13 protein-coding genes are annotated in these 17,001 nt (G+C 74.3%); 7 read left to right on the top strand and 6 right to left on the bottom strand.

Annotated elements, in window-relative coordinates:
- Positions 1–122 precede the first annotated feature (122 nt).
- A complete protein-coding gene (locus tag G5C65_RS13965) occupies positions 123–1,625 on the bottom strand; it encodes a class I adenylate-forming enzyme family protein (RefSeq protein WP_206441766.1) in 1,503 nt (500 codons plus the stop codon).
- A 167-nt stretch (positions 1,626–1,792) separates the two neighbouring features.
- Positions 1,793–2,968 (bottom strand): hypothetical protein, encoded by a 1,176-nt coding sequence (locus G5C65_RS13960; protein ID WP_165299124.1) that lies wholly within the window; start codon positions 2,966–2,968, stop codon positions 1,793–1,795.
- Positions 2,969–3,235: 267 nt separating this feature from the next.
- Here G5C65_RS13960 and G5C65_RS13955 point away from each other — a divergent pair, with 267 nt between their 5' ends.
- Positions 3,236–3,751, top strand: coding sequence for a GNAT family N-acetyltransferase (locus G5C65_RS13955; protein ID WP_165299123.1), 516 nt, complete (start codon positions 3,236–3,238; stop codon positions 3,749–3,751).
- A 44-nt stretch (positions 3,752–3,795) separates the two neighbouring features.
- Here G5C65_RS13955 and G5C65_RS13950 read toward each other — a convergent pair whose 3' ends face one another.
- Positions 3,796–7,542, bottom strand: coding sequence for an nSTAND1 domain-containing NTPase (locus tag G5C65_RS13950; protein WP_165299122.1), 3,747 nt, complete (start codon positions 7,540–7,542; stop codon positions 3,796–3,798).
- Positions 7,543–8,236: 694 nt separating this feature from the next.
- Between G5C65_RS13950 and G5C65_RS13945 the strand changes: the two genes are divergently transcribed.
- From G5C65_RS13945 to G5C65_RS13925, 5 genes are read left to right on the top strand one after another with little or no spacing between them, the layout of a single operon-like run.
- Positions 8,237–9,766: an ABC transporter substrate-binding protein gene (locus G5C65_RS13945; protein ID WP_241265774.1), complete on the top strand. Its 1,530-nt coding sequence runs from the start codon at positions 8,237–8,239 to the stop codon at positions 9,764–9,766.
- Positions 9,767–9,774: 8 nt separating this feature from the next.
- Positions 9,775–10,701, top strand: a complete 927-nt coding sequence (locus G5C65_RS13940) for an ABC transporter permease (protein ID WP_165299121.1) — start codon at positions 9,775–9,777, stop codon at positions 10,699–10,701.
- On the top strand, positions 10,698–11,729 hold the full coding sequence (locus G5C65_RS39215; protein ID WP_165299120.1) for an ABC transporter permease subunit: 1,032 nt from the start codon (positions 10,698–10,700) through the stop codon (positions 11,727–11,729). Before G5C65_RS13940 ends, G5C65_RS39215 begins: the two co-directional genes overlap by 4 nt.
- Entirely contained in the window at positions 11,726–12,739 is a 1,014-nt protein-coding gene (locus G5C65_RS13930; RefSeq protein ID WP_165299119.1) for an oligopeptide/dipeptide ABC transporter ATP-binding protein, read from the top strand. Before G5C65_RS39215 ends, G5C65_RS13930 begins: the two co-directional genes overlap by 4 nt.
- Entirely contained in the window at positions 12,732–13,835 is a 1,104-nt protein-coding gene (locus G5C65_RS13925; RefSeq protein WP_165299118.1) for an ABC transporter ATP-binding protein, read from the top strand. The genes G5C65_RS13930 and G5C65_RS13925 overlap by 8 nt, the downstream gene beginning before the upstream one ends.
- Positions 13,836–13,870: 35 nt before the next feature.
- On the opposite strand, the gene G5C65_RS13920 is transcribed toward G5C65_RS13925, so the two are convergent.
- The 3 genes from G5C65_RS13920 to G5C65_RS13910 all read right to left on the bottom strand — a co-directional run bounded on the left by G5C65_RS13920 (position 13,871) and on the right by G5C65_RS13910 (position 16,418).
- On the bottom strand, positions 13,871–14,560 hold the full coding sequence (locus G5C65_RS13920; RefSeq protein WP_338146382.1) for an LmbU family transcriptional regulator: 690 nt from the start codon (positions 14,558–14,560) through the stop codon (positions 13,871–13,873).
- A 286-nt stretch (positions 14,561–14,846) separates the two neighbouring features.
- Positions 14,847–15,134, bottom strand: a complete 288-nt coding sequence (locus tag G5C65_RS40730; RefSeq protein ID WP_420903312.1) for a helix-turn-helix domain-containing protein — start codon at positions 15,132–15,134, stop codon at positions 14,847–14,849.
- Between the two features lie 444 nt (positions 15,135–15,578).
- Entirely contained in the window at positions 15,579–16,418 is an 840-nt protein-coding gene (locus G5C65_RS13910; RefSeq protein WP_165299117.1) for a LysR family transcriptional regulator, read from the bottom strand.
- Between the two features lie 327 nt (positions 16,419–16,745).
- On the opposite strand from G5C65_RS13910, the gene G5C65_RS39210 reads away from it, so the two are divergent.
- Positions 16,746–17,001 (top strand): helix-turn-helix domain-containing protein (locus G5C65_RS39210; protein ID WP_165299116.1); only part of this gene is annotated, 256 nt, incomplete at its 3' end.

Here is a 17,001-nt window from a genome sequence, read left to right as displayed (position 1 = left end):
GGCACGTGCTCTCGCCGCACCGGCCGAAAGCCCGAGTACGCCCAGTACGAGGGCTTTCACCCGGCACGCCGAGAGCACGCACCGGACGCCCCATGCGCCGCACGGGGCTTTCGAAACACCCCCTAGCCGCCGGCTGCGAGCCGCCGCTTGTCGGGCTTTCCCGCGGGGGTGAGCGGCGCCTCCTCGATCAGGGTGAGGCGCGTCGGCGCGCACGCCTCGCCGAGGTCCGCCGCGACCAGCGCGCGCAGCTCGCCGAGGTGCGGGGTGCGGTCGGCGGCGGGCACGACGAAGGCGTGCACGGTCTCGCCGGTGCTGTCGTCGGGTACGGCGACCGCGTACGCCTCCGCCACGGAGGGGTGCGTCGCGAGCAGCCGCTCGACGGGACCGGTGTAGTACAGGTTCGCGTTGACGATGACGACGTCGCGGGCCCGGCCCGTGAGCCACAGCCGGCCCTCGGTGTCGAGTCGGCCGAGGTCGCGGGTGCGCACCCAGCCGTCGGCGAACACCTCGTCGGTGAGCTCGGGTTCCCGCCAGTAGCCGGAGCTCTGCGCGGGGGTCCGGACGAAGAGCTCGCCGTCGGTGCCGGGCGGGACGGGGCCGCCGGAGGGACCCCGGACCTCCAGGTCGAAGGGCGGCACGCCCAGCGAGCCGGGCTCGTCCCGCGGGGTGGCCATGGAGATCATTCCGGTCTCGGTCTGGCCGTAGCCGTGGAAGACGACCGGCCCGAGCACGGCGGCGGCCTCCCGCGCCCGGGCCGGCTCCAGCGGGGAACCGGACACCATCAGGGCCCGCAGGCCGCCGAGGTCGGCGGGCGATGTGCGCTGGCTCGCCACGAGTTTCGCCAGCCGGGCCACGGTGATGACGCTCGCGGTCGCCCGGTGCCGCACCAGGGCCTCGGGGAAGGCCGGCGGGTCGGCCGTGACGAGGACGCCGCCCGCGGCGAGCGTGAGCAGCCCGTACTCCAGCATCACCTGGCTGGCCAGGGTGCCGAAGACCAGGAACCGGTCCAGGCGCGCGGCGAGTTCGCGGATGGCGGGCGGCCAGGCGTCCGGCCGCAGCGTCCAGGCCGCGGTCATCGCCGCGTAGGTCTGGGCGCACGCCTTGGGGAGCCCGGTGCTGCCGCTGGTGTGGATGAGCCGGGCGACGTCCTCCGGCCGAGCCGAGACCCGCGGCCGGACGCCGTCGTCCGCGGCCGACAGCAGGTCGTCGAGCGCGAGGACGGAGCCGGAGGGCCGGAGGTCCGGGCCGTCGCCCCGGTCGGCGACCGTGTGGGCGACGTCCGCGAGCAGATGCTCCCGCTGACGCCCGGTCAGGCCCGGCCGCACCCCGACGACGCGGGCGCCGACGACATGGGCGGCGACGATGGCGGCGAACGCCCCGGGGCTGACGCCCAGCAGCATCGCCACGCCGTCGCCGGGCCCGACGCCGTGCTGCCGCAGACCGTTCGCCGCACGCCGGACCGCCGCGAGGAGTTCCGCTCCGGACACCGCCTGTTCGGCGTGCTCGAACACCGGGCGGTCGCCCGCCGCTTCGAGCAGGTCCAGTACGTCGCCGGGGAACTGCTCAGCCACGGCGGGCCGGCGCCCGGCCGGTCCGGCCCCGGTGATCAGGTCGTCGCGCACCATGGGCCGGACGCTAGCCGCGCCACATCAGAGGACTCTGAGATTGCGCCCGCCGCGCCCGTGACCGGCAGATCCTGCCGGGTCGGGGCTGCCCGTGCTGCTCGCTGCGGGCTGCGGCGCCGTTGTGGTTGCTCGCGCAGTTCCCCGCGCCCCTTCGGGGCACGCCCCGGTCACGCCTCCCGGTCCGGCGGCGCCGCTGCACGCAGCTCGGCGATGCAGTCGGCGACGGCCCGCTGGAGCGTCTCCAACTGCTCCAGGAGCTCCTCCTCGTACACGTCGGCCGCGTCATCCAGAGTCAGCTCCTCGAACGCCTTGGCGGCCTTGCGCACCTTGCCCTGGAACCGCGTCCTCCGCTCGTGCGCGCGCAGCTGCGGGTCGTCTTCGACGGCCTCGGCGACCAGCGAGCGCACCGCCTTGTGGGCATCGGCGGCGTAGCCGGCCTCGTCCTCCTCGTCCAGCCCCTCGATGAGGGCGAGGTGCTGCTTCGCCTCGGCCACGACGTGCTCCGGCGCGGGCACCCGCTCGCCGCTGGGGGTGGTCATCTCACCGTTGTCGACGAGGTCCCGCACCGACTCCACCGTGGTCGCCACCCGCGCCTCGGCCGCCACCGCCTTGGACAGCTCCCCGGTGCGGGCGATGTCCTTGGCCAGGTCCCGGCCCAGCTCCGGGTCGTCCTCCAGCCGGTCCAGCAGCGCGTGCCGGGCCGCCTGCGCGGTGCCGGGGTCGGCGAGGATCGCCGCGCGCAGCGCCGTCGGGTTCTCCGCCACCTCCAGCGCCTTGGTGGGGCGGATGCCCTCCGCCTCGGCCGTCGCGGAGATCGCCTGGCCGCGCGGGGAGTCCCCGCTGGAGCGGGAGGTGTAGTAGCCCAGCCATACGTCAGCGTCCGGCAGTTCGACGTCCACGCCGGGTGCCAGCGCCTCGAACACCGGGACCACCCCGTCGTCCGCCGCCCGGTCCCACGCCCGCCAGAACCGCATCACGCGCTCCGCCGAGCAGCCCGCGAGGCGGGCGAACTCCTTCGCCGACACCTTGGGCTCCGCCCCGTCCGCCTGCTGCGCGGGCACCCCGCCGGGCCGGACGCTCCGCGCCACCTTCAGCGCGAACGTCCACCCCCCGGTCCGGGCGAAGGCGCCGAACTCCCGCGCGTCCCGCCGCACGGCGTCCTCCGCCTGCTGGCCGTCCTCGGGGCCCTCCGCCGGTGCGGCGGGAGCCGGGAGCGCGGGAGCCGTAGCGTCCTGCGGCGCGAGGGGCTCCGTCCACACGTGCGCCTCCGCCGCCGGGTCGCTGCTGGTGGCAGGGGCGGCGGGTTCGCCGGGGACGAGGGCGGTGTCCGGGCTGGTGGTCATATGAACTCCGTCGGGTACGTCATGTGTGACCCCCCGATTGTCCGCCACCCGGCGCCCGCGCCGCGCGCCGGGCCGGGCGCCGGGTCCAACCGATCGAAACCCTTTGCGCGGGCGGGGCGGGGCGGCTACGGTCGCGTCGGCGCGAGAGACGCGTGATCACGGGGTGGGGAGGTTGATGAATATGGCCGCCGTCGGCCGCCGTCAGCATGTCCTCATCCGGCCCGTGCGCCAGCGCGGTCCGGTCCACCCCCTGACCCGGAGTGATACGTGTCTCCTTCCTCCTCACCAGACCATGCGCCGCTGACCACCGACCGCCTCCTCCTCCGTTCCTGGACCGCCGCCGAGGCCGCCGCGGTCCTCGGCAGCACCAGGTCGGCGCGGTGGGCCGACGACTTCCCCGCCGAGGGCGACCGCGTCGTCGCCGGCCTCTTCGCACAGCACCCCGCCTGGCTCGGCGCGCACGGCCACCGTCTGATCATCGAACGGGACAGCGGCCTGGTGGTGGGCTCCATCGGCCTCTTCTGGCCGCCCGCCGAGGGAAGCGTCGAGATCGGATACGGCGTGGTCGCCTCCCGCCGCGGCCGGGGCTACGCCACCGAGGCCGCCCGGACCCTGGCGGACTTCGCCCTCGCCGTGCCCGGGGTGCGCGCCGTGGTCGCGGGCGCGGAGCTGTCGAACCCGGCCTCCGTACGGGTACTGGAGAAGGCGGGCTTCCGGCACGCGAGCACCGAGGCGGACGTGGCCCGCTACGTGCTCACCGGGCCGGATCGCCGCGCGGGCTGAACCGGCGGGGGCCGGCGGCGCTCCGCCGGCCCCCGCGCCGCGCGTCAGCAGGTCGGACGGTACGGCCGGCCCGGGAGGAACCGGGACCACTCGGCCCGGGTGAGGTCGTGGCCGAGGCCGCGGCACAGGCGCTCGGCCGTGCGCCCGGGATCGGTGCTCCACAGCACCGCCGTGTGGTCGTCCCCGGCGGTCACCAGGGTGCGCCCGTCCGGGACGAAGGCGACCGAGGTGACCATCTGGGTGTGGCCGGTGAGGTCGGCCAGGATCTCGCGGGTCCCGGTGTCCCACAGCACCACCGTGTCGTTGGCGCTCGCGGTGGCGAGGGTGTTTCCGTCCGGGCTGAAGGCGACGGCCTGCGCGGGGCCGGTGCGGCCGGAGAGCGTGCCGCGCCGCCGGTGCGTGGCCACGTCCCACAGCATCACCGTCTGGTCGAGGCTGGAGGTCGCCAGGGTGCGGCCGTCCGGGCTGAACGCCAGGTCGGTCACGGCTTCCTTGTGCCCGGTGAACGTGGCGACCCGGGTGCGGGCCGCCACCTTCCACAGCGCCGCCGTCCCGTCGGGCTGCGTGGCGGCCAGGTACCGGCCGTCGGGGCTGAACTCCACGGACTCCGAGCCGCGCGGCATGCCGGTGTCGAACACGGCCAGCCGCGCGCGGCGTTCGATGTCCCACAGGATGACCTTGGCGTCCTTGGCGACCGTCGCGACGGTGCGGCCGTCCGGGCTGAAGGCCACTCCCATCACCCGTGCGCTGTGCCCGCGCAGCCGCACGGGTCTGGCGTCCCGGCCCCGCGCGTGCGGGCGCCACAGGGTGAGCCGGAAGTCGTCGGCGCTCGGCTGCTGCGGGGTGCCGGTGGCGGCGGCGACGGTGCGGCCGTCCGGGCTGAACGCCACGTCGTTGACCGGGCCGTCGCCCCGCAGCACGGCCTCGCGGGTGCGGCGCTCCCGGTTCCAGAGCACGGCCGTGCCGTCCTCCCCGGCCGTGACCAGCTCCTTCCCGTCCGGGCTGACCGCCACATCGCTGATCCGGTCGGCGTGGCCCGAGAGCGGGGCGCGCGTGGGGTCCCACAGGATGATCCGTCCGTCCTCGCCGGCCGAGGCGAGCATCCGGCCGGACCCGCGCGGCTGGTAGGCGATGCCGTAGACGTTGGTGGTGTGCCCGGCCAGGGTGGCGCGGCGGGCGCCGAGCCCCGTGTCCCACAGGATGACCTGGCTGTCGTGGCCCGAGGTGGCCAGGGTCTGCCCGTCCGGGCTGAACGCGAGCGTGCGGACCTGCCCGGTGTGCCCGGTCAGTTCGGGAGTGCGGGCCGGTTTCCGCTTCCGCGCGTCCCACAGCCGTACGGTGTGGTCCTTGCTGGCCGTGGCGATCGTGCTGCCGTCCGGACTGAACTTCACCGCGTCGACGGACTCCGTGTGGCCGCGCAGCACGGCGAGCCGTCTGCCGCTCCGCACCGACCACAGCCGTACGGTGCCGTCCTCGCCGCCGGCCGCGACGGTGCCCCCGTCCGGGCTGAAGGCGACCGTCATCGCCGGGGAGCCGTCGAGGGTGCGCCGGAGCCGCTCGCGCCGTGCGTCCCACACCCGTACGGTCCCGTCCTCGCCGGTGCTGGCGGCGTACCGCCCGTCCGCGCTGAACGCGATGTCCTTGATCGCCCCGGTGTGGCCGCGCAGGACCGCCGCCTTGCGGCGGCGCGGCACATCCCACAGCACCACGTCCGTGTCGTCGCCGCCGGTGGCCAGCAGCCGCCCCCGGGGGTCGAACGTCACGGCGCGCAGCCAGGTGTCGTGCCCCTTGAGCGTGGCGGTGAGCTTGCGGCGCCGGGTGTCCCACAGCTTGACGCCCCACTCCCTGCTGGCCGACGCGAGCATCCCGTCGGGATGGAAGGAGAGCTCGGAGACGGCGTCCGCGTGGCCGGGCAGCTCGCCCCGGTAGTAGGTGCGGGTGGACATGGTCAGCAGCGCGCTTCGTGCCAGCCGGGTCCGCGCGGTGCGGTACGCCTGCGCACCGAGCAGCATCGCCGTGCCGGGCCGCGCGTCGGCCAGGTCGAGGGCGCGCGCGGCCAGTTGCCGGGAGACGGCGTCGTCCCGCGCACGCTCCGCCTCCCGCCGCTGCTCCACGGCCACGGCGCCGACGACCGTGACCACGATCATCAGCACGGCCAGGCCGATGTTCACATACACCAGCCGGCGGCTGCGGCGTGCCGCCGCCCGGCGCTCCTCGTCCCGCGCGGCCAGCCCGGCCGACAGGAACTCCGCCTCCGGGCGGGTCAGATCGCCCTCGCGGCCTGCCGCGACGAACTGCTCCTCCGCACGGGCCAGCCGGGCGCCCCGGTAGAGCGCCCCGGCGTCGCGCTCCAGCTCCTCCCACTCCCGGGCGGCCTCGGTGAGGTGCCGGTGGGCGAGCAGCCGCTCGCGCTCGGTGTCGGTCCAGGTGCGCAGCCGGGGCCAGCAGGTGATCAGGGCCTCGTGTGCGATCTCGACGGTGTCGTCGTCGGCCGTCACCAGGCGGGACGCCACGAGGCGTTCGAGCGCGGCGGCCGCGTCGGGGTCCCCGTCGGGGTCCGCGTCGGGGTCCGGGTCGGCGGGGCTCGCGCCGCCGGGGCTCGCGCCGTCGGGGTCCGCGGGGAACAGCTCGGCGCGGCTCGCCGGACGGCGGGTGTCCTGGGTGCCCTCGCCCGGGGTGATCAGGCGCAGCAGGATGCGGCGGGCCGCCTCGGCCTGCCGGGTGGGAAGCCGGGTGTAGACCTCTTCGGCCGAGTGCGCGATGGCGCCGTTCACGCCGCCGACTGCCTCGTAGGCCGCGAGCGAGAGGGTGCGGCCCTTGCGGCGGCGCCAGGTCTCCAGCAGCGCGTGCGACATCAGCGGGAGGCCGCCGAGTTCGTCGGCGACGTCGTCCAGGACCCGCAGCGTCAGGGCGCGCTCCACGATCAGTGCCTGCTCCTGGGCGGGCCTGACGACGGCCTCGCGCAGCTCGTCCCGGGTCATCGGGGTGACCAGGACGTGCGAGCCGCGCATCGCCTCGGCCAGTTCCGGGTACCGGGCGCAGGGCCCGTAGAAGTCCGCGCGGACCGCGATGACGACGCGCAGCCGGCTGCCGGGCTCCCGTGCCGCGAGCAGCGCGCTGAGGAAGCCGGCGCGCTCGTCGGGGTCGTGGCACAGGGTGAAGACCTCCTCGAACTGGTCGACCAGCACCCAGGTGTCGCCTGCGGCGGCGGGCTCAGCGGACTCCGGGGGGCCCGCGGGGGTGAGCAGGTGCGCGTGGCTGCGCAGCGGGCGCGGGCCCGGTGTGAGAATGCGAATGACGGCGGGCGGCGGACCGGGCGCGCGGCCGGTGTCGCGCAGCCGGGCGATGAGCCCGGCGCGCAGCACGGAGGACTTGCCGACGCCGGACGCGCCGAGCACGGCGGCGAACCGCCGGTCCCAGGTGAGCCGCCACAGCTCGTCGACCAGCCGCTCCCGGCCGAAGAACCGCGCGTGGTCCTCCGGTTCGTACCGGGCCAGGCCCTGGTACGGGGGCCGCGCCCCGGGGTCGTCGGAGAGCGGCTGGGACGCCGCCTCCTGCTTCGCCTCGTGCCAGGAGTGCTCCCACTCGGCGAGGTCGCCGCCGCACGCCTGCACATAGGCCAGCGCGAGGTCCAGCGACGGCAGATGCTCGCCGGAGGCGGCCCGGGACAGTCCGGTGGCGGAGTACCGGGACTCCCGCGCCATCGCGCGGTAGGTGGGGCTGCCCGCCTTCTGCCGCAGCAGGCGCAGCTCGTATGCGAATCGATGGACCGGACCCGCCGCGGGGTCCATGGGTTTCTCCGCGCGCCCCATGTCCTCGCCCCTCCGTCCCGGACTCCGGCGCCGCCTTCGCTCCCGGCATCGACCCTAGGGAGCGGTGGCGGTGCCGTACAGCACAGGTTGCGCCACAAACCCGCGCTTCCGGGGCTTTGATGAGCGGCGTACGCCCGTTGATGAACAGGGCGGAAGGGGGCTGCGCATCAACCTGCCGGGCCGCTGGAATGGTGGCTGCGGAACGGCCGGAAGCCATCCGTCCCGACCGGGCTCGACCGGCCCGTCGGCAGAGTTCCGGCCCCTTCCCGGGGGAGCATCTCGGGGGAGTGCTCCACCGCTGTCCGGCGCCCCACCACCGTCTCCGCCGGGCGGCATTCGGCGGCACGCCGCGGGAAGGGCCGCACCCACGGGGGAATGGGAGCCCCGAATGGGGCGCCGTGACGGGAACACCGTGACGGAACGGGGGAACACGGGGGGATCACGGGGGAACAGAGGCCCGCAGCGGATGGCGCGGGCCTCGCTCCCTGTACGGGACATAACCCCCCGCACCCGCACCGCGCCCGCGCCGGGCAGGCGTTCGGACGTCGCCGACTTCTCTGATTCCCCTGGTTCCCCTGATTCCTCTTTCTCAACTCTTGACGCTCCAGCCCCGCCCGGACTTTACTCCCGTCCACAACAGTAGACGGCGTTTTCATATGTGGACTGGGGTGGCATGATGACGCGTGCTCGTACCGCGCTCGCTGTCGCGGGCGCTGTGCTGCTGGCGGGCGGGTGCACCGTCGCCAACTCCGGGTCCGCCGCCGGGGCCGACACCCTGCAGATCGTGCTGCCCGAGGAGCCGCCCACCCTGGAGCCGTGCGACGCCTCGCTGACCGCCACCGGCCGCGTCGTACGCTCCAACATCACCGAGCCGCTGGCCGAACGCGAGCCGGAGACCGGGAAGCTGGAGCCGAAGCTCGCCACCGGCTGGCGCCAGACCTCGCCGACCACCTGGCGGTTCACCCTCCGCGAGGGCGTCACCTTCCACGACGGCACCGCCTTCGACGCGAAGGACGCCGCCTTCTCCGTCAGCCGCACCCTCGACTCCGGGATCGAGTGCAACGTCGACGGCTATGTCTTCGGCGACAGCGAGGTCACCGCGAAGGCCGCGGACGGGTCGACGCTGGAGGTCACCACCGGGAAGCCGGACCCGATCCTGCCGCTGCGGCTGTCCTTCGTGGAGATGGTGCCGACGGGCACCGACACCGGCTCCCGGGTGCGCGAACCGGTCGGCACCGGGCCGTACCGGATCGACACCTGGAACCAGGGGATCAATCTGCGGCTCGCCCGCTACGCCGGCTACTGGGGCAAGGCCCCCGACTACGCGGCCGCGCTGTACACCTGGCGCGCCGAGGGCAGCGTGCGGGCCGCGATGATCAGCAGCGGCGAGGCGGACATCGCGGTGGGCCTGGCACCGGCGGACGGCGCGGGGGACCACGCGGTGGAGTACCCCAACAACGAGACCTCGTATCTGCGGATGGACGCCGGAAAGCCGCCGCTGGACGACCTGCGGGTGCGCCGGGCCGTCAACTACGCCATCGACAGGAAGGGTCTGGTCGCCTCGGTCTTCGCCGGACTCGGCAAGCCGGCCGGACAGCTCGTCCCGGACGGCGTCACCGGCTACGACCCGGACATCCGGGCCTGGCCGCACTCCATGAAGCGGGCCAGGGCGCTCATCGGCGAGGCCCGCGCCGACGGCGTCCCCGTCGACACCAAGATCACGATCATCGGCCGCAACGGCATCTACCCCAAGGCCGCCGAGGCCATGGAGGCGGTGCAGCACGGACTGCGGGAGGCCGGGCTCAATGTGGAGGTCAAGATGCTGGACGTGAACGCCTGGACGGAGTACCTGCTCCGCCCGTTCCCCGAGGACGCGGGCCCGACCCTGCTGCAGGCCCAGCACGGAAACCAGGCCGGCGACGCCGCGTTCACCATGGAGCAGATCTACGGCAGCAAGGGAGCCCAGAGCAGCTACGGCACCCCCGGGCTGGACCGAAGGATCGCGCGGGCCGAGCGCGCCGCGGGGCGCGACCGCCAGGAGCGCTTCGCCGAAGCCCTCGCCCACCAGGGCGAAGAGGTGGTACGGGACGCCGTGCTGGCCCATATGAAGGGCATCATCGCGCTGGCTCCCCGCGTGTCCTACCAGCCGAACCCGGCGAGCGGCGACGAGATGCGCCTGGCCGCCGTCCACCCGGCGGACTGAGGGGCACGATGCTGACCTTCCTCGGCCGCCGGATCCTCTCCAGCGCGATACCGCTGCTGGTCGTGGTCCTGGGCGTGTTCTTCCTGGCCCGCCTCACCGGCGACCCGGCCAACCTCTATCTGCCGCTCAGCGCCACCCAGGAGATGCGGGACGCGTTCTCCGCCAAGCACGGCTTCGACGACCCGCTACCGGCGCAGTTCGCCGAGTATCTGTCCCAGGTCGCCCGGCTCGACTTCGGCGAGTCGCTGCGCACCGCGCAGCCCGCCGCCGAGGCCGTGCTCCGGGCGTTCCCTGCCACCCTGCAACTGGCGGGCATCACCATGCTGCTGGCCGTCGCCGGGGCCGTCGTCGTCGGCAGCCTGGCCGCCAGGAGGCCGAACTCCCCGGCCGACCGGATCGCCGGCTTCCTGTCCTCGGCGTCCGCGAGCACCCCGGACTTCTGGTTCGCGATCATGGGTGTGCTGGTCTTCGCGGTCACCCTCGGCTGGCTGCCCACATCCGGGACGGTCGGCAGCGCCGCCTGGGTGCTGCCCGTGGCGACGCTGCTCATCCGCCCGTTCGGCGTCCTGGTCCAGGTGGTGCGCGGCGCGATGGTCACCGCGCTGTCCGAGCCGTACATCAAGGTGGCCCGCGCCAAGGGCGCCGGGGAGCGCCGGGTGCTCTTCCGGCACGCGCTGCGCAACGCCGGGGCGCCGACGCTCACCGTCGCCGGGGATCTGGCGGTGGGACTCGTCAACGGCGCCGTGGTGGTGGAGACCATCTTCGGCTGGCCGGGGATCGGCAAACTGATGATCGACTCCATCCTCCAGCGCGACTTCGCGGTGCTCCAGGCGGCAGTGCTGCTCACCTCGTTGACGATCTTCGCGCTGAACATCCTGATCGACATCTGCTATGCGCTGCTGGACCCGCGCGTCAGACAGGGGGCGATGGCGTGAGGACGCACGAGACCGGCGAACCGGCCGGGGCCGACGACGGGGCCGACGGCGGGGCCGACGACGGGACCGGGGCGGCCGGTCGGCCGGGGAGCGCGGGGCTGCTGCGCCTGCTGGCCGCCGACCGGGCGGCGGTGGCCGCCTGCGCGGTGCTGCTGCTGGTCGCACTGTGCGCGCTGCTGGGGCCGCCGCTGTTCGGCGACCTCGCCCGCGAGCAGAACCTGCGCGCGGTGAAGCTGCGGCCCTTCTCCACCGGCGAGGGCTGGGAGTTCGTCCTCGGCAGCGACTCGCTGGGGCGCAGCGTCCTGGCCCGGCTGGTCGTCGCCGCGGGGACGACGATGTCGGTCGCCGTCCCGGCCGTTGCGCTGTCGCTGCTGGTCGGGTCGGTGTGGGGGATGTGGGCCGGCTTCCACCGCGGCTGGCGGGAGAGCGTGTCGATGCGTATCGCCGACGTGATCCTCAGCTTCCCCTCGCTGCTGCTCGCCGTGGTGGTGCTGTACGTGTTCGATCCCGGCGTCGCCAATATCGTCGCGGTGCTGGCCGTCGCCCGTATCCCCGTCTACCTGCGGACCGCGCGGGCGGAGTCGGCCCAGCTGCGCAGCAGGCTGTTCGTCGACGCGGCACGCACCTTCGGCACCGGCGACGGGGCGCTCATCCGGCGCCATGTGCTGCCGATCGTGCTGCCGACGCTGCTCACCGTGGCCGCCGTGGACTTCTGCTTCGTGATGCTCACCGAGTCCTCGCTGAGCTTCCTCGGCATCGGCATCCAGCCGCCGGACGTCTCCTGGGGGCTGATGGTCGCGCAGGGCCGGGCGGAGCTGCGGAACGCCTGGTGGACCGCGGTGCTCCCGGGCCTGGCGATCATCATCACCACCGTCGCGATGACCCAGCTCGCCAACTGGGCCCGGATCGCGGGGGACCCCGCGCAGCGCTGGCGGCTGACCGTGCCCGAGCGCCGGGGCCGCGGCCGTGGCCGCGCCCGCGCCGGCCGGGCCACCGCCGGTGAAGCGCCGACGAAGGAGCAGTCGTGAACAGGCACGGCACACCGGGCACCTCAGGGGCGGAGAGCACCGCGCTGGAGGTGCGCGGCCTCTCCGTGGAGCTGCGCACACCCGGCGGCCCCGTACCGGTCGTACGGGACGTCGGCTTCTCGGTCGGCGCCGGGCAGACCCTGGCCCTGCTCGGCGAGTCCGGCTGCGGCAAGAGCATGACGGCACAGGCCGTGGCCGGGCTCCTGGACCCCGTCGCCGAGGTCGTCGGCGGCCAGGTGCTGCTCGGCGGCCGGGACGTGCTGCGGCTCGGCCCCCGGGAGCGGCGCGGCCTCGCGGGGCCGGAGCTGGCCATGGTCTTCCAGGACGCGCTCACCGCCCTCAACCCCGTCCACACCGTGGGCTCGCAGCTCGCCGAGCCGTTCCGGATCCACGAGCGGGCCTCCCGCGGCGCCGCCCGGGAGCGGGCCGTCGAGCTGATGGAGCGGGTCGGGATCCCGGAGCCCGGACTGCGGTTCAGGTCGTATCCGCACCAGTTCTCCGGCGGCATGCGGCAGCGGCTGCTGATCGCGATGGCGGTGGCGCTGCGGCCCTCGGTGCTGCTCGCCGACGAGCCGACCACCGCGCTCGACGTCACCGTGCAGGCCCAGATCATGGAGCTGCTCGCCGAGCTGCGCCGGGAGACCCGGATGGCGCTCGTCCTGATCACCCACGATCTGGCCGTGGTCGCCGAGCAGGCCGACCAGGTCGCCGTGATGTACTCCGGCACCGTCGTGGAGTCCGGCCCCGTCGCCGAGGTCTTCGCGGCGCCGCGGCACCCCTACACCCGGGGGCTGCTCGACTCGGTGCCCGCCGGACACGCCCGCGGCACCGTCCTGCCGTCGATCGAGGGCGCCCCGCCCCGGCCCACGGCGGTCCCGGCCGGCTGCGCCTTCCGCACCCGCTGCCCGCTCGCGCGCGAACGGTGCGCCACCCACGAGCCGCCGCTCTCCGCCACCGGGCCGGGACGCGCGTCGGCCTGCCACTACTGGAAGGAGCTGGCCGATGCCTGAGACGCCGAACCCGCCGAACCCGGCCAACCCGGCGGCCGCTGGGCCCGCCGGGCCCGCGGGGGCCGACGCCGACGCTCCGCTGCTGCGGGCGCGCGGCCTGACCAAGACCTTCCGGGTGCCGCGCAGCGCCTCGGGCAGCACCCGGCTGCACGCCCTGGACGGGGTGGACCTCACCGTACGGCGCGGCGAGACGCTGGGCCTGGTGGGCGAGTCCGGGTGCGGGAAGTCCACGCTGGCGCGGGTGCTGCTGATGCTGGAGCGGCCGGACGCGGGATCGGTGCGCTACGCCGGGGTGGACCCGTTCGCCCTGCGCGGCAGGCAGCTGCTCGGCTGGCGGCGCCGGGTGCAGATGGTCTTCCAGGACCCGTTCGCCTCCCTGAACCCCAGAATGAGCGCAGCGGAGCTGATCGCCGAACCGTGGCGCTCGCACCCCGGACTGGTGCCGCGCCCCGAGCGCGAGCGGCGGGTGCGGGAGCTGCTGGAGATGGTGGGGCTGCGGGCGGCCGACGCGCGCCGCCACCCCCAGGAGTTCTCGGGCGGGCAGCGGCAGCGTATCGGCATCGCCAGGGCGCTGGCGCTGGAGCCCGAGGTGATCGTCTGCGACGAGCCGGTGTCGGCGCTCGACCTCTCGGTACAGGCCCAGGTCCTCAACGTCCTCACCGGGCTGCAGGCCGAGCTGGGGGTGGCCTACGTGTTCATCTCGCACGACCTGCCCGTGGTGCGGCATATGGCCGACCGGGTGGCGGTGATGTACCTGGGCCGGGTGGTCGAGTCGGGGCCGGCCGAAGCGGTCTTCACGGCACCCCGGCACCCGTACACCGCCGCGCTGCTGTCTGCGGCGCCCCGCCCGCCGGCCGCGCACGGCGGTGCCGCGGCGGCCGGCCCGGACGCACCGGGGGAGCGCATCGTGCTCCGGGGCGAGGTGCCGTCCCCGACCGACCCGCCGTCCGGCTGCCGCTTCCGCACCCGGTGCTGGAAGGCCGAGGAGCGGTGCGCCGAGGTCCTGCCCTCCGACGAGCCGGCGCCGGACGGGCCGGAGCACGTGGCGGCCTGCCATCTGCCGCTGGCGCACAGCGGCGGTACGAGCGCGCCCTGATCCGCAGACCGGGCCGGCCCGGCTCGCGCCGTAGGCTATGGAGCGATGCCGGCCTGCCCCTGGAACCCGTCCAGAATCTGCTCGGCCGCATCGTCGAGGGTGGCCAGAACCCACTGCTCCAGTTCCACCCCGGAGCGTGCCGCGGCCTGATGCCACCAGCGGAGCCGGCTGCCGGGCACCGCGAGCCGCCCCGTCTTCTCGGTCCTGGCCACCTCGCGCGGGCCGTCGGCACGTGAGCGCCGGATCGCCCGGCGCAGCTCCTTGGTGGTCCACCCCCGCTGCTCCGCCTGGTCCAGCCAGTGCTCCTGCTGCTCTACCGGCAGCGAGGCCAGCTCGGCGTGGTGCTGGAAGCTGAGCGCGGCCCGGCGCCGGCCGATGTCGAACCGCCGGGACACCCAGGCGTAGTTGCGCAGCGTCTGGTACTGGAGCCCGGCCGCGCGGATGCCCCGCTCGTACCGGTCGCTGTAGTGGTCCTTGCCGTACACCAGCCAGTCCCCGAGCCACCAGGACGAGGAGTTGACGAGGCCGGACAGCTGCCGCCCGGCCCGCTCCCAGTCCTCGAAGGCCAGCTCGGTCGGCATCTCCAGGCCGACCTTGGTCGTGAGCACCTGGCCCCGGGGCCGGTGTTCGGCGATCCTGCTGCTCCCCGGCCGCGGCACCGTGTCCGGTTTCCTGCGCACCAGTACGGAACCGTACTCCTGCTCGCTGCTGTGGCGATGGGTCACCGCGCCTCCCGGAAGCCGCGCGGGATGCGGAGACCACTCCGCCGTTGGCGCGACGGGTCCTCCCTTAACCGTGAGCCGGAGGGCTGAAGAGACAGTGGTACACACTTCAACATATGTGCTGTTCCCCGTTTTCGTTCCCCGTTTGATGGGCGCCATTCGAGCGACCTGTTCGAGTAGAACCCGAGGGAGAGCTGCGGGGCAAGGAGCACCGGACCGCTGACGCGGACTTATTCAAGTCCATATAGTATGACTATTGGATCCGGTCCGGTGAGCCGGAATTGGAGGTTCATGTTCTGCTCGCCACGGGTCCCGCGCGATCAGCCGGGCCGCTGCCTCTCCCAGCCCGGCCACATGAGCCGCACCAGCTGCTCCACCGCGCCGTACATCTGCTGCAGGGCCCCGGGGCGAGCCGGGAGAATTCCCAGCCCAGGGTGTACTTCGCGGCATTGCGGTCCACGAATCCGGTCTGCTCAAGACTGTTGAGGATCCGGAACGCGGTCGGCCGGGACAGGCCGACGGCACTCGCGGGCTCCGTCACGTCGGCGCCGGTTTCGTGGCGCGCGAATTCCCGCAGCAGGGCCCTCTTCAGCCCGTTCTTGCGAGGAACCCCGGGCGTTCATGCCCGGGAGGAGTCGTATCCCGCGATCAGCGGCGCGGAGCGCCGCAGTATCTGGCATGACGGCTGCTCCGCACGCGAGTCGTGAAGGCACAAACCCGGTGTAGGCCGGTGGACCCGGTTTCCTGCGACGCTTGAGCGCGCGAGACCTGCCGGGCGCGATCCCCGGCATGCGGGGCGTGAGTCACGCGTCCCGACCGCCCCGCCAGGGCGGTCAAGATGCAGGAGGCATCATCGCATCCAGCGGTGCCCTACTCGCAGGCTCGGCCGTCCACGGCCGAGAAGTCGACAACCGACTTGTTCGTGAGCGCTGCCGGCTCGGACACAAGAACCATCGCCTTCCCGTCGGCCGGGCGGCCGGGCGGCCGGGCGGCCGGAACAGGATCCCACGCGCACCGCACGTCAGCACGTGGGCCCGAGCGCGGCGGCTACGAATGACGCGACCAGGGGGCGCCGGTCGTGCTCGTTCCAGGCGAGCACGAGCCGGCTGGGCGGCGCGTCGGTCACCGGGACGGCTGCCAGGCCGTCCGGGACCGGCTCGACCAGCGAGCTGGGCAGTACCCCGACCGTCCGGCCCAGCGCGACCATATGGAGGAGCTGCACCACGTCGGCGACCTCGGGGCCGCTCCCGTCGACTCCTGGGACCCCCTTCCAGCGCGGCAGCGTCTCGCCGTCCAGGTCCGACATCCGCACCCAGGAGCGTGCGGCCAGCGGGTGCGCGGAGGGGACGACGGCCACGCGGCCCTCGGTGTGCAGCGTCCGGTGGGCCAGGCCGTCGAGGTCGTCGAAGGGCGCGTAGAGCAGGCCGAGGTCGGCCCGCCCCTCGCGCAGGAAGTCGGTGCGGTCGGCCGGGCCGCTGAAGAGGATGTCCACCTGGCGCGCGTCGGGCTGGTGGGCGTAGGCGGCCAGGATCCCGGACAGCAGGCCGGCGTCGCCGCCGGGCTTGAGCACGAGCCGCAGCGGGGCGTGGACGCGCCCGGCGCGCCGGGCGTTGCGGACGGCTGCGCCGACCGCGTTGAGCGCATGCCGCCCGTGCTCCTGCAGCGCCTCCCCCGCCGGGGTGAGCTCGACGTGCCGGCTGGAGCGGATGAACAGCGGGACGCCGAGCCGGGCCTCGATCCGCCGGATCGCCTTCGACAGCGCGGGCTGGGCGATCGAGAGCCGGGCGGCGGCCCGGCCGAAGTGCAGCTCGTCGGCGAGCGCGAGGACGTACTCCAGCTCGCGGGTCTCCAGTACGCTCATGCCCACAGGTTATCGCCGGACAGCGAACTTCCCCACGGTCGGCCCGCTCAATCAGTGCCCCGTGGATATGGAACGACCGCAGGCGTGAGCGACTTATCCGGAATGGCGGGATGAACACCGGCGCCGGCGGCGGGACCGGCAGCGGCGCCGCCGAGCACGGCGTTGTTGCACGCTCCCGTACGGGGCTGCGCACCAATTCCGCACCATGCTGAACTCGCAGAGTACCGGGCCGCGGACCTGCGCAACGGGGGGTGTGACAGGGCGCGGCCCGGTACATCGGCCGATGCGCAGGTTGGCGTACACCGGGTGCGGAAGCGGAGGTGGGGCGTGGGGAGTCGGGGCCGCCGGGAGAACCCGCTCGATCCGGCCCTGGGGCCGGTACCGGAGTTCGCGTCACGGCTGCGGGAGCTGCGCGAGGAGGCAGGCGGGCCGACCTACCGGGAGATGGCCCGGCTGACGGGATACTCCGCCTCGTCCCTCTCGCGCGCCGCCGGCGGCGAGCAACTGCCGTCCCTGCCGGTCACCGTCGCCTACGTGACGGCGTGCGGGGGCGAGCCGCAGTGTCTGTCTCTTATACAAATCT

Origin of the sequence: Streptomyces boncukensis, assembly GCF_011045075.1 — a bacterium.
GTDB classification, from domain to species: Bacteria; Actinomycetota; Actinomycetes; order Streptomycetales; family Streptomycetaceae; genus Streptomyces; species Streptomyces boncukensis.
This window is presented reverse-complemented; position numbering and strand designations above follow the sequence as displayed.